Raw genomic sequence first — 12,921 nt, 5'->3', positions numbered from 1 at the left:
TAAGATTGAAATGATTGATTTAGATTACCTCGCTTTCCTTGAAAATATATTAACAGACAATCGCAAAGAACGATTTTTGGATGTTCTGGCCAATCGCACCAAGCATTTTACAGTTGCTGTAGAAGATGTTTTTCAGATGCACAATACAAGTGCCGTAATGCGCAGCTGTGAGGTTTTCGGGATTCAGGAACTTAATATTATTGAGCAGCGTTTCGGAAAAAGAATCGATAAAGAAATCGCTCTGGGGGCACAAAAATGGGTTGATATCAATCGTTTTGATACCGTAGATGGCTGTATAACTTCTTTGCGAAACCAAGGATATCAAATTATTGCGACAACTCCGCATGAAAATGATTGCTTAATTCAGGATTTCGATATCACAAAACCAAGTGCCTTATTTTTTGGAACTGAAAAAGACGGATTATCTCCTGAAATTCTGGAAAAAGCAGATGGTTTTCTTAAAATTCCGATGGTAGGTTTTACAGAAAGTTTAAATATTTCCGTTTCGGCAGCCATCATTATTCAAAACCTGACCAACCGATTGCGAAATTCAGATATCAAATGGCAATTGTCAGATGAGGAAATCCTGGAGAAACGTTTACTTTGGGCTAAAAACTCCATCAAAGATATTAAACGAATCGAAGCCAGATATTATGAGGATAATCCCCGATAAAAAATAGTTAGCCACGAATTCACGAATTTTAGTAAAAATGTATTCTTGAATTCAGAGCAAAAAAAACTTTGCTCCTCTGAGCCTTTGCCGCTTTGAACCTTTTGAAGATAATAGCAGATAAAAAAAATAGCCACGAATTCACGAATTTTTAAAAGCATTCGTGAATTCGTGGCTAAAAACTTTGCAACTCTGAGCCTTTGAAGCTTTGTACCTCTACAAAATCATCTTCCAAAAGAATCATAATTGTCTTCGGCGTATTTTTCAAAGCGTTTTAATAATACAATGTTATCTTTTTCGGTACTGGTTAGTTCATTGTTTACGTTGTCTGAAACAGGAATATACCATTCTACACTATCAAAAAACTGACGAACTGTTTTTGTTTTAAAAGTCAGTCCATGTCTTGCGAAAATGGTGTTTCTTAGAATCTCTAAATCAATTTTTTTTAAATTTTTTAAATCTGATTCTTTTAATTTTTGCGTAGACGAATTTATCGTCATAATACTTTCTGATGCTGCTCTGAATACTGCTTCTATGTAGGTTTCAGCTTCTTCTCCCTCTAAATTGGTTACTTGTTCTTCTCTTGGATTTTCATAATCAATATACATTCCGTCTTTCGGAAGCATCACATTAGGATCATACTTAAATTCTTTTTTAATAAGTTCAAATTTCCTTTTAGAGACTTCTTTTTTAGGATTATTGGCCACCCAGATTCCGGTTAAAAGAGTGTCATTTTTGATCTCAAAATCAAAAACACCGTCATTTTTATCATCACCAGGTTCTTTAAGTATAAAACGAAGGGTGCTTCCTTTTGTCGTCATTGTACCTGTGAGAGGTCTGCTGTTTCCGGCAACAATACTTTGTCCTATAACTTTTGAGGATGTGATTTTTTTGATGACAATATTAATTTTATTGATATAATTTTCTTTTTCAGGTCCTGTGGTATCGCGTTCTAGAATTGTAAAATCACCTACATAAGAGCCATATAAATCGGTTCTGATTTCTTTAGGCAGATCTTTGGTAATGTCTTTTGTTATTTTTTTCTCTTTAGAATTACAGGAAAAAAGTAATATTGACACTAGTAGACAAAAAAGGTTTTTCATTTTTTTAATTGGTTATAAAGATAATACTCAACGATTAATAAATTGGGGATCCAACCCAGCCAAGCAATAATCTGATACAAATCCATTGGTGCGGGATGAAACAAATATACAAGAATAACCTTCCAAAAACGTAATGTTACAGCAGAAAAGGTTAGAGCAAAACTTCGTAACATAAATGCCTTATGTTGCTTAATCTTTTTGTTTTTTATAGAAGTAGAACCTTTAAGAGTGAAGTAAAACCAATAAATTGACAAGGCAACAAAAGAGATCTTAGCGAAAAGTCCGCCGTTGGCGAAAAGACCGATAAATAATCCCGACGGGGCACTAAAAAAGAGCACTGTCAAAACATAAAATTTTCCAATACTTCGATGAGTTGCAGGATATTTTTTTAATAGAGTGTCACTGAATTGGAAAAATCCGCTGAGCAAAACAAAAATTGCCGAATATACATGTATGTAAAAGAAAGTAATGTAAAATGGAATTTCAGAAACTTCAGTCTGCTTGATTTGAAGAAATGCAATGTTTTTTTTTAGTGGAACATATTGTAATGTCAGCTGTAACATTAAAACAAAGAAGTAACTAAAAAGGAAAGTCCAAATTAATTGCAATGAAAACCGAAAATTCTTTTTCAATCTTTTTTTTTTGTAAAGGATTTATTAGCTTCCAAATATAAAAAAATCCCCAATCGTAAAAGCGATTTAGGTTAGCTATTTTCAAAATTCCCTTTAAAAAATTAGCCACGAATTCACGAATACTTTTTAGAAAATTCGTGAATACGTGGCTAAAAAACTTTGTCCCTCTGAACCTTTGCAGCTTTGAACCTCTACAAAATCATAAATTTTCAAAAAGAACATTCGTGAATTGCTTCGCCTGTTCGCTATCGCTTGGGTCGTGGTTAAAAAACTTTGCTCCTGTGAACCTTTGCTCCTGTGAACCTTTGCAGCTTTGAACCTTTGCAGCTTTGAACCTCAGAGATTTAAAACCTCTTACAAAGTATAATTCAAATTAATACTCCATCTGTAATTGGCTTCCATATTACCATTTGATAGGTTCTGAGTAATTGGCAGCATCGCATTTACACCAATTGAAAACTTGTCTTTTCCGGCTTCGAGACCAAATTTTCCAAACAAAATATCGCCGGCAGTATTGGGTAAATTCAGATTATGTTGTTTATTGGTTTGATAAAGTTCGCCTGCCAGGCCGGCTTGCGGAACAATCTGAATTGATTTTGTATCAAACAAATAAAAGAAAGTGGCAGCATAATTAAATTGGTCACCGTACTGATAATTTTTGTTGTTTTGGGTTTTAAAAATATAATTCAGCGTCGTATTTAGTCCCAGATTTTTGCGTTTTACCACATACTCAGTGGCCAACGGAAAATCCCAGCTCCCGGTTCCCAATTGAAAACTTTGGTTAACACTTCCTGCGTTATTAGCTTCTGTAAATTTTCCGGTCGGAATTTTAACACCACCGCCAAGGCTTATTTTATGTGTAAAAACGGTACTGTCTTTTTGAGTTTCAAAAACCGTGTACAAAGCCATCACTGTAATATCACCCAAACCGGCAATACTTTCAGTTCCTGCAGTTAATTGTCTTTCATGAAAATGATACGGAATCAATGCCGAAATTTGTACTTTTTCTGTAATCGGTATACGTGCCCATGCCTGAACAGTATTGAAATTTTCGTCAATCCAGGGAGAGTTTGCAAAGATTCCATCACGGCTGGTATAACTTTGTCTGAAATATCTCAGACCTACAAAATTATTGTTCAGCATAGAGCTAAATCCCATGCTTCCGCCACTTGCCGAACAACCACAGGCATCACAATCAAAATCTTCCATCAAAGCCATACGCTGAAAAGTGAAGGCAGAAATACTATCTTTTGAAGTAAAACTAAAAGCTGATAAACCAGTCAAAAGGGTGAACATTACTATTATCTTTTTCATTTTAATTATTTTTAGAAGCTAATCCCGCTTTCGGCTTTATCTTTTCGGGTGAAGAAAAATCACCCAAAAAGGATACCGCCTCTATCGGGGCTAGGACTTCGGTTTTCATTATGTTTTTTGTCGCGGCTTATACATTTCTGCAAAGCAATAACCTGCGGCCGTATTTTTAAAATTCTGCAAAACGTTTATCGGTTAGATATTCCGTATCGGTCAGTGTTTTCAGAAATGCTATGATTTGCTTTTTATCGGTTTCGGAAAGTGTGATTCCAAATTTTCCGTTTTGTTTTAATATCGGATCCAGAGTTGGCGAGGATTCTATCCCTCTTGCATAGTGATCCAGAACACCTTCCAGAGTTCCAAATCGTCCGTCGTGCATATAAGGTCCGGAAACTTCTACATTTCGTAAACTGGGCACTTTAAATTTGTAATAATCGCTCGCCAGTTCGGTGACTTTGTATCTTCCGACATCATTTACCATTGGGTTTACAGCGAGGCCATTGTTTCGAAACGAATTATCGGTTTGTAAATCAGTAGCATGGCAGGAAGCACATTTTGTTTTGAATAAATCATATCCTGCCAATTCGTCTGTAGTTAAAGTTCCACCGGCTTCTTTACGTCTGTATTTGTCAAATTTTGAATTAGAAGAAGTGACCATAACCATAAACTGCGAAAGTGCTTTCAGCATGTTTTCGGTTGAGATTTCTTTGTCAGTAAAAGCCTGTCCAAATAACTTTTGGTATTCCTTGTCGGCTTTCATCATTTTTAGAATGGCATTCAGATTCCCATTCATTTCTATAATACTCGTCAACGGAATTATAGGCTGCAGGTCCAAATGATCCGCAGAACCATCGTACATAAACATAGACTGGTAAGCCAGATTTTGAATTGGTGGTGTATTTCGTGTTCCCTGAGCATCGTTAACACCATGACTAACCGTGTGTCCGTGATGGGTGAAGGCATTAGCCTGTATGTGACAAAAGCCACAGGAAACAACTCCGTCTGACGCTAAACGTCCGTCATAGAATAGTTTTTTGCCCAGTTCGAATCCTTTTACCGTTGGAGGATTCTGAGCAATATTGTACGCTAAAGCGGGGAAATTGGAAGGGACTTTAAATTCTAAAGGAATATTTACATATTCTTCTTCCTCATTCGAACAGCTCCATACTAACGGAATCAATAGCCAAAGAAAGTATTTTATTTTCAGCATGATATTTTGAGTGTAAAAAGAGTAAAGAGTATTTTTTCATTGCTACTTGTGCGAATTCGCATAAAGAAGCATTAACTAAATTTTACCGGGATTACTCTTTGATTTGCAGAAGTACCTATGTTTTTTTTCCGTTACCAATATACTCTTGTGTCCATTTTAGCGGACACAAAAGATACGGTATAGTGGATTGTTTAGGTTTTGCCTAAATTTTAGTACTTCTTAAAAAATAAATTAATCGTTGTGTACGTGGTCAACTCTAAACATTGTGGAAATGTTTTGAGTGATTAATGGCAGTTTTGCACCACCCATAATCATTGCACCCATACCGCCCATATTGTTTTCGGAAAGTTTGATTTTGTTCTGACCGTCAATTATTTTAGAAAGATCTGTTATAATATGAACAGCAGGAGTAATGTTAGAACGTACCAAAGCTTTTGTTGGAAAGTCTACAGTTACCTCAGTGTAGTTGTAATCTGTTCCTGTTTTTCCGGTGTGAATCATAAATGGCGTAGCAGTTGTAACCGTTTCAGAGGTAAAAGTACCTTCGAAGGCAAGGAATTTGTATCCGGCAGCCCATGACCACATCATACCGGCAGCATCTGCCTGTGCAAGAAAATCTCCCTGACCCGCAGCACCCAGTTTCCACTGCGCTTCGTCAACTCCGATTCCGAATTTTACTTTCACATAATCACCTGCAGGAACATCTGTTAGTTTAAATTGCTGACCGGCAGCAGTAGATTCGTCAGCAATAAAATAGCTTTTGCTTTTTGGATAGGTAAAAGTCGTTCCGTCCGCTTTTGTGAAAACAACATTGCTCACGATATACTTTACAAGGTTGATTTTTAGTACTTCGTTGTTTGAAGTTATATTGCCCTGTGTGTTTAAAATAAGATCATTTGCGCCATAAGCATTGTCGAATTTTAAAGTGATGTTTCCGTTTCCTGAAACAGTTTCGTTATTGTCATCGTTTGAACAGGAGAATAAAGATATAGATAGTGCTACAATAGCAAGGGCTTTGTATAAAGTATTTTTCATTTTAAGAATTTTATATAATTGTAATTTTAAATTTTTGGGTGTGCGCAAACACATTTTCATTGTTTTTTAGGTACAATGAAAAATCATTTCAATTGGTATTGAAACGGGATTTAAAAATTATATAAAATAGGAAGGAGGGTGAAAAGTAGCGATGGAAACCGAAATAGGTTTTTGGTCTAAAGAAGCATAAATTTTTGCTTTAGATTCTATTGGTGCTACTAATTTAAAATCGGCTGTGGTTGTATTTTGAATGTAAACGATCTCTGATTTTTCTTTCAGGTTGTTTTGCATTTTCTTTTCGTTGTCGGCGTATTTTTTTAAACTTTTCTGAAGTTCGCATCGACCGTTACAGGTGTTAAAAACTAATTTACGCTGCACACAAATCGTTTTTACTATCTCGTCCTGATTTAATTTGAAAGAGGTATAAACAACAAAACTGCCGAATGAGGGCACTAGGAGCATACAGGAAAGAAATATGGTAAATAACTTCTTCAAGAGTAGATTTCGTTGTTTCGAATGCAAAAATACACTATAATCGTTTTTTGAACGAACAAATACTGGTTTTTTTTCAAAAAAATATCCGACACGTTTTTTAGAACCTGTCGGATTTGATAATTGTTTTCGTAAATCGGATGATTTAAAAAGACAAACCCGACAGGTTTTAAATCTGTCGGGTTTACTTAATTAAACGATAGTTCGTTATTATTTAACGATAACCCATTCGCCTGAGGCTACTAAAGATTCCGCTTTTTTAAATTTCATTGTTTCTGTTTTGCCGGTTGCAACTTCCTGAACGGTTACAGTATCATTACGGTTGATTTTTGGCATATCTCTTACAATCGTTTCTGTAACCTGACGCTGTTGTGTTTCTCCGGCTTCACGGTTAATTTCTTCGCTGTTTACGATTTCGTCTTTGCTTAATTTGAAGTTTTCTTTTTGACGTACTTCTTTAGCTTCATGAATTTCAGGAACGTTTTGAGCCGGTAAATCACCTTTGAACAAGAATGAAATAACTTCTCTGTTAACGTTGTCTAACATTCCTCTGAACAAATTGAAAGCTTCTAATTTGTAAATAAGCAATGGATCTTTTTGTTCGTGAACGGCCAATTGAACTGATTGTTTCAATTCGTCCATTTTGCGTAAGTGTTTTTTCCAGGCCTCATCAACGATAGAAAGAGTAATGTTTTTCTCAAAATCGGCAATTAACTGAGCTCCTTGGCTGTCGTATGCTTTTTTCAAATCAGTTACCACATTCAGTGTTTTGATACCGTCTGTAAACGGTACTACGATACGCTCAAAATGATTGTTTGGCTCTTCGTAAACTCCTTTAATGATTGGGAAAGCTTCTCTGGCGCTTCTTTCTGTTTTTTCAGTATAGAAAGCCAAAGTCTCTTTGTATATTTTTCCTGTAATTTCGATGTCTGATAATTTCGTAAAATCAGCTTCAGAAATTGGAGAAGTGATAGAGAAATAACGGATCAGATCAAATTCGAAAGTTTTGAAATCATTAGCTGCTTTATTCTGACTTACGATTAGTTCACAAGTATCGTAAAGCATGTTTGCGATATCCAGTTTCAAACGCTCACCAAACAAAGCATGACGACGACGTTTGTATACTACTTCACGTTGAGAGTTCATTACGTCATCATATTCTAATAAACGTTTACGAACACCAAAGTTATTTTCTTCTACTTTTTTCTGTGCACGCTCGATAGATTTCGTCATCATAGAATGCTGAATTACTTCACCTTCCTGAAGTCCCATTCTGTCCATCACTTTAGCTACTCTTTCAGAACCAAATAAACGCATTAGGTTGTCTTCAAGTGAAACATAAAACTGAGAACTTCCCGGATCTCCCTGACGTCCTGCACGACCACGTAACTGTCTGTCTACACGACGAGAGTCATGACGCTCTGTACCCACGATTGCTAAACCTCCGGCAGCTTTTACTTCCGGTGTTAATTTAATATCGGTACCACGACCAGCCATGTTGGTTGCAATCGTTACTACTCCGGCTTTACCCGCTTCTTCTACAATTTGTGCCTCTTGTTTGTGCATTTTAGCATTCAAAACGTTATGTGTAACGCCTCTCATTTTCAACATACGGCTTAACAACTCTGAAATCTCTACAGAAGTTGTTCCAATAAGAACAGGTCTTCCTGCATTTGATAATTCAGTTACGTCTTCAATTACAGCATTGAATTTTTCACGTGTTGTTTTGTAGATATAATCTTCTTTATCTTGTCTCGCAATCGGACGGTTGGTTGGAATTTCAACAACGTCTAACTTGTAAATCTGCCATAACTCGCCAGCTTCTGTAACAGCTGTACCGGTCATACCACCTAGTTTGCTGTACATTCTGAAATAATTCTGTAATGTAACAGTTGCAAAAGTTTGTGTAGCAGCTTCGATTTTTACATTTTCTTTAGCTTCGATCGCCTGGTGTAAACCATCAGAATAACGACGGCCATCCATGATACGACCTGTTTGCTCATCGACAATCATAATTTTGTTGTCCATGATTACGTATTCCACATCTTTTTCAAAAAGTGCGTATGCTTTTAAAAGTTGAGTAAGAGTGTGAATACGCTCGCTTTTTACTCCAAAATCCTGGAATAATCTTTCTTTCGCTTCTGCTTCACCATCTTTGTCTAATTTTTGCTTTTCAATAGCGGCAATTTCAGTTCCGATATCCGGAAGTACGAAAAAGTCCGGATCAGTATCTCCTGAAAGGTATTGGATACCATTATCCGTCAATTCAACCTGATTGTTTTTTTCTTCAATTACAAAATACAAAGCTTCATCCACTTTGTGCATTTCGCGATTGTTGTCCTGCATGTATTGATTTTCGGTTTTTTGAAGCAATTGTTTGATTCCTTCTTCACTCAAAAATTTAATTAATGCTTTATTTTTAGGTAAACTTCTGTAAGCTCTTAACAATAAGAATCCACCTTCTTTAGTGTTTCCTTCTTTGATTAATTTTTTTGCTTCAGCAAGGAAACCATTTGCCAACTGACGTTGTTGTGCTACTAAGTTTTCGATTTTTGGCTTCAGTTCATTAAATTCATGACGGTCTCCCTGAGGTACCGGTCCTGAAATAATAAGTGGTGTTCTGGCATCATCAATCAATACAGAATCGACCTCATCGACAATAGCATAGTTGTGTTTTCTTTGTACTAAATCGCTTGGCGAATGTGCCATGTTATCTCTTAAATAGTCAAAACCAAATTCGTTATTGGTTCCGTAAGTGATATCGGCGTCGTATGCTTTCTTTCTTTGTTCCGTACTTGGCTGGTGATTATCGATACAATCAACAGTTAAACCGTGGAATTCAAATAAAGGTGCTTTCCATGTACTATCACGTTTGGCAAGATAATCATTCACTGTTACTAAGTGAACTCCGTTTCCGGTCAAAGCATTTAAGTATAGTGGAAGTGTAGCTACTAAAGTTTTACCTTCCCCCGTTTGCATCTCGGCAACTTTACCTTCGTGCAACACCATACCACCAATTAACTGAACATCATAGTGAATCATGTCCCAGGTGATGTCTTTTCCGGCAGCATTCCATTTGTTAGCCCAGACAGATTTTTCACCCTCTATAACAATGTATGGTTTTGTTGCTGAAAATTCACGGTCTTTTGCAGTTGCGGTAACTTCAATATGAGAGTTTTCTTTGAAACGTCTTGCCGTTTCTTTTACTACAGAGAAAGCTTCAGGAAGGATTTCCAATAAAGTTTTTTCTGAGATTTCGTAAGCTTCTTTTTCAAGAGTATCAATCGCATCATAAAGATCTTCTCTTTTGTCGATGTCTTCGATGTTTTCTACTTCTGCTTTAAGCGAAGCAATTTTAGCATCTTTATCAGCTCTGGCTTCTTTTATTCTTTCCTTAAAAAATACAGTTCTGGCCCTTAATTCGTCGTGAGACAAACTCATTAAGCTGGTTTCGAATGTTTTAATTTTGTTTAAGTAAGGCTGTAAAGCTTTGACATCTTTCTGTGATTTATCACCTACAAAGACTTTAATAATACTGTTTATGAAACTCATGATTTATTGTATTTCTATTTTATGTAAATGTGTATTTGAACCAAAAAAAAAGCCTCGGTGATGAGACTTTTTCCTTTGGTTTATTTTTTAATATTCATCCTCATTCCAAAGATAATCTTCGTCTGTTGGATAATCAGGCCAAATTTCTTCCATTGATTCATATATCTCGCCTTCGTCTTCAATCGACTGAAGGTTTTCTACTACTTCTAATGGAGCACCAGCTCTAATAGCGTAGTCAATAAGTTCATCTTTGTTAGCAGGCCATGGCGCATCACTTAAATAAGATGCTAATTCTAATGTCCAATACATCTGTTATCTGTTTAGTTTTGTGCAAAAATAAATTTTTTACTGAAAAAGACAAGTAAAATTTAATTTATTTTAATAAAATTTAAGAACGTCTTTGTTAGTTATCAGTTTCCGGTCACAGTTGACAGTGAGTACTGAGAGTTGAAAACTGTGATTGAATTACTTTTTTTAGTAATTCGCTTTTCAATGGAATACTGTGACTGCGACTGTAAACTGTTTACTTTCTGGGAATCCATTTTACTTCCTCCGCGTTTAAATCTGAAGACAACTTCCGTGCCAAGACAAAAAGGTAGTCAGAAAGTCGGTTTAAGTATCGAATTGCGATTTCAGGAACAGCTTCATTATGGCTTAAATGTACTGCCAAACGCTCGGCGCGACGACAAATACAACGTGCTATATGACAATGTGACACAGTGGGATGTCCTCCAGGTAAAACAAAATGAGTCATTTGTGGAAGACTTTCTTCCATTTGATCAATTTCATTCTCTAATAATTCGATATCTGTATCGATAATTCCAAGGTTTTTTAGACGAAGTTCTCCATTTTTAAGAACCTCTTTTTCTGCCGGAGTAGCCAAAATGGCACCAACGGTAAACAGACGATCCTGAATTTCAATTAAAATAGTCTTATAATGCGCATCCATTTCCTGATCACGAATAAGCCCTATATAAGAGTTTAGTTCGTCTACAGTACCGTAACTGTCAATTCGGATATGGTCTTTGGGAACACGGTCACCGCCAAACAGAGCAGTAGTTCCTTTGTCTCCTGTTTTTGTATATACTTTCATTTTTTTTTAAGATGCTAAGGTTCTGAGGTGCTAAGATTCTAAGGTTTTTCCGTTTGAACCAATTTACAATCAGATTTTTTTTAAGATTTTAAGATACTAAGTGGCTACTAAGTTTCTTTTCCGATTAAACAATTAATCAACTAAACGATTTAACTTCTTTTTGGGTGTCACTTTCAATTAATCCGTCTCTTAAGCGTATTACACGATGTGCATAGGCAGCAATATCTTCCTCGTGTGTCACCAGAATTACAGTGTTTCCCTGAGCGTGAATGTCGCCAAAGAGTTTCATAATCTCCACAGAAGTTTTACTATCTAAGTTTCCGGTTGGCTCATCGGCAAGAATAATAGAGGGTTTATTGACCAAAGCTCGTGCAATGGCAACACGCTGACGCTGTCCTCCTGATAGCTGATTGGGCTGATGGTCCATTCGGTCGGCAAGATTTACCTGCTTTAAAACTTCTTCGGCTCTTTTAACACGTTCCGTTTTTGAGTAACCGGCATAAATCATAGGCAATGCAACATTGTCTAAGGCTGTAGTTCTCGGTAGCAGATTGAAGGTCTGAAATACAAAACCAATTTCTTTGTTTCGAATTTCGGCCAGCTCATCATCACGCATCTGACTGACATCTTTTCCGTTCAGTACGTATTGTCCGGAAGTTGGCGTATCCAAACAACCCAGTAAATTCATCAAAGTTGATTTTCCGGATCCGGATGGGCCCATTAAAGCCACATATTCCCCTTTGTTGATTTGCAGGTCGATTCCCTTTAAAACATAAACAATTTCATTACCCAGAACGAAATCTCGTTTGATGTTGGTTATTTTAATTAATGGATTTGCCATTTCGATTTACAATTTTGGATTTAAATGTACAAAAGACTTTTCAATAAAAGTATGAGTAGTCGAGATTTGGTTTTTGTTACAAATTGTCTTTTGTTTTTTGTTCATCTGAAAATAATCAAAAAACATATCTTTTTTCGGCAGAAGAGCGTTATGCTATTTTTGATAAATTTTGCATAATTAACATCAAATCTTGTGTTTTATAGTTTTAATATGTTTTTAATGTTTAAAAGATGATAATTGTGTAATTTTTCATAGCAGGTTTTGGGTAGATTTGTTAAGATAGTAACTAAAACAACTAAGATTATGAAAAATATATCATTATTATCCGGAATTGCGGTAATCGCATTTGGTTTTGTATCGTGTAAAGATGAAAAACAAGAACAGGCCGAAAAAACAATCGATTCTTATGTTGCCTATGTCGACTCTGTTAAAAATGTTAAGGCTGATGATTTAAAGGCTGATTGGAAGGCGGTTGAAGCCGAGTATGAAAAAAGAGCAGCGAACGCTCAACTGGCACTTGCTGATATTAAAGAAAACAATGCCGCAACAGAGAAAATAAATACGAGCAAGATCAAATACGAAGAATTTAGAAATAATATGGTGACTATTCTTGCTCCTCCGTCCCCAAGTCCAAAACAGCAATTGCGTAATGCTTTATTTGGTGAAGGTAAAATTGGTGATGATATGAATTTTGACTGGGTGAATGCTAAAAATATTCATAGTGTTTACCAACAATTTGTTCATACTGTTGAAGACAATAAAGACAAATATTCCAGAGAAGACTGGGATGAAGTTAAGTTGATGTATGAAGCGCTTGACAGTAGAAAAAATACGGTTGAAAAAGAAGGTCTGACCGGAGAAGACAATCGTAAAATTGCGGGTCTGAAATTAAAATTTGCTCCAATGTATACTTTAAACAGAATGGGAGCGAAGTCTAAGGAAAATGCAGCCGCTAAGAAGTAAGTTTTAAAATTTTGAATGA

General features: G+C 36.0%; 12 protein-coding genes. 2 read left to right on the top strand and 10 right to left on the bottom strand.

The annotated features are described in order from the left end of the window. The first annotated feature begins 10 nt into the window (after positions 1 to 10). Entirely contained in the window at positions 11 to 673 is a 663-nt protein-coding gene (locus tag OLM58_RS02345; RefSeq protein WP_264531054.1) for a TrmH family RNA methyltransferase, read from the top strand. A gap of 221 nt (positions 674 to 894) precedes the next feature. Here OLM58_RS02345 and OLM58_RS02340 read toward each other — a convergent pair whose 3' ends face one another. From OLM58_RS02340 to OLM58_RS02295, 10 genes are all read right to left on the bottom strand, one after another. Further along, positions 895 to 1,773 carry a YARHG domain-containing protein gene (locus tag OLM58_RS02340; RefSeq protein ID WP_264531053.1) on the bottom strand — a complete coding sequence of 293 codons (879 nt, stop codon included), beginning with the start codon at positions 1,771 to 1,773 and terminating at the stop codon, positions 895 to 897. Continuing rightward, positions 1,770 to 2,405, bottom strand: coding sequence for a DUF2306 domain-containing protein (locus OLM58_RS02335; RefSeq protein ID WP_264531052.1), 636 nt, complete (start codon positions 2,403 to 2,405; stop codon positions 1,770 to 1,772). Before OLM58_RS02335 ends, OLM58_RS02340 begins: the two co-directional genes overlap by 4 nt. 354 nt (positions 2,406 to 2,759) lie before the next feature. Next, complete coding sequence (locus OLM58_RS02330; RefSeq protein ID WP_264531051.1) at positions 2,760 to 3,719, bottom strand: transporter; 960 nt, start codon at positions 3,717 to 3,719, stop codon at positions 2,760 to 2,762. A 166-nt stretch (positions 3,720 to 3,885) separates the two neighbouring features. Next, complete coding sequence (locus OLM58_RS02325; protein ID WP_264531050.1) at positions 3,886 to 4,926, bottom strand: cytochrome-c peroxidase; 1,041 nt, start codon at positions 4,924 to 4,926, stop codon at positions 3,886 to 3,888. A 231-nt stretch (positions 4,927 to 5,157) separates the two neighbouring features. Further along, positions 5,158 to 5,961 (bottom strand): MbnP family protein, encoded by an 804-nt coding sequence (locus OLM58_RS02320; RefSeq protein WP_264531049.1) that lies wholly within the window; start codon positions 5,959 to 5,961, stop codon positions 5,158 to 5,160. Between the two features lie 117 nt (positions 5,962 to 6,078). Next, positions 6,079 to 6,423 (bottom strand): hypothetical protein, encoded by a 345-nt coding sequence (locus OLM58_RS02315; RefSeq protein WP_264531048.1) that lies wholly within the window; start codon positions 6,421 to 6,423, stop codon positions 6,079 to 6,081. A gap of 240 nt (positions 6,424 to 6,663) precedes the next feature. Beyond that, the gene (secA, locus tag OLM58_RS02310) at positions 6,664 to 10,005 is read right to left on the bottom strand and encodes a preprotein translocase subunit SecA (RefSeq protein ID WP_264531047.1); all 3,342 of its coding nucleotides are present in this window, start codon (positions 10,003 to 10,005) and stop codon (positions 6,664 to 6,666) included. A gap of 87 nt (positions 10,006 to 10,092) precedes the next feature. Further along, a complete protein-coding gene (locus OLM58_RS02305; protein WP_007138072.1) occupies positions 10,093 to 10,314 on the bottom strand; it encodes a DUF2795 domain-containing protein in 222 nt (73 codons plus the stop codon). Between the two features lie 214 nt (positions 10,315 to 10,528). Further along, positions 10,529 to 11,098 carry a cob(I)yrinic acid a,c-diamide adenosyltransferase gene (locus OLM58_RS02300; protein WP_089076597.1) on the bottom strand — a complete coding sequence of 190 codons (570 nt, stop codon included), beginning with the start codon at positions 11,096 to 11,098 and terminating at the stop codon, positions 10,529 to 10,531. A gap of 136 nt (positions 11,099 to 11,234) precedes the next feature. Then, on the bottom strand, positions 11,235 to 11,939 hold the full coding sequence (locus tag OLM58_RS02295) for an ABC transporter ATP-binding protein (RefSeq protein ID WP_089076598.1): 705 nt from the start codon (positions 11,937 to 11,939) through the stop codon (positions 11,235 to 11,237). 303 nt (positions 11,940 to 12,242) lie between these two features. Between OLM58_RS02295 and OLM58_RS02290 the strand changes: the two genes are divergently transcribed. Continuing rightward, positions 12,243 to 12,902: a DUF6565 domain-containing protein gene (locus OLM58_RS02290; protein ID WP_264531046.1), complete on the top strand. Its 660-nt coding sequence runs from the start codon at positions 12,243 to 12,245 to the stop codon at positions 12,900 to 12,902. Positions 12,903 to 12,921: the final 19 nt, after the last annotated feature.

Source organism: Flavobacterium sp. N502540, from assembly GCF_025947365.1.
Taxonomy (GTDB): domain Bacteria; phylum Bacteroidota; class Bacteroidia; order Flavobacteriales; family Flavobacteriaceae; genus Flavobacterium.
Note: the sequence above shows the minus strand (reverse complement) of the source record. Positions and strands in the feature narration are given on the sequence as shown.

Bases quoted from the DNA above. Each gene is read 5' to 3' on its own strand.
- OLM58_RS02345 (WP_264531054.1), top strand. From the start codon at position 11: ATGATTGATTTAGATTACCTCGCTTTCCTTGAAAATATATTAACAGAC.
- OLM58_RS02340 (WP_264531053.1), bottom strand. From the start codon at position 1,773: ATGAAAAACCTTTTTTGTCTACTAGTGTCAATATTACTTTTTTCCTGT.
- OLM58_RS02330 (WP_264531051.1), bottom strand. From the start codon at position 3,719: ATGAAAAAGATAATAGTAATGTTCACCCTTTTGACTGGTTTATCAGCT.
- OLM58_RS02325 (WP_264531050.1), bottom strand. From the start codon at position 4,926: ATGCTGAAAATAAAATACTTTCTTTGGCTATTGATTCCGTTAGTATGG.
- OLM58_RS02320 (WP_264531049.1), bottom strand. From the start codon at position 5,961: ATGAAAAATACTTTATACAAAGCCCTTGCTATTGTAGCACTATCTATA.
- OLM58_RS02315 (WP_264531048.1), bottom strand. From the start codon at position 6,423: ATGCTCCTAGTGCCCTCATTCGGCAGTTTTGTTGTTTATACCTCTTTC.
- secA (WP_264531047.1), bottom strand. From the start codon at position 10,005: ATGAGTTTCATAAACAGTATTATTAAAGTCTTTGTAGGTGATAAATCA.
- OLM58_RS02305 (WP_007138072.1), bottom strand. From the start codon at position 10,314: ATGTATTGGACATTAGAATTAGCATCTTATTTAAGTGATGCGCCATGG.
- OLM58_RS02300 (WP_089076597.1), bottom strand. From the start codon at position 11,098: ATGAAAGTATATACAAAAACAGGAGACAAAGGAACTACTGCTCTGTTT.
- OLM58_RS02295 (WP_089076598.1), bottom strand. From the start codon at position 11,939: ATGGCAAATCCATTAATTAAAATAACCAACATCAAACGAGATTTCGTT.
- OLM58_RS02290 (WP_264531046.1), top strand. From the start codon at position 12,243: ATGAAAAATATATCATTATTATCCGGAATTGCGGTAATCGCATTTGGT.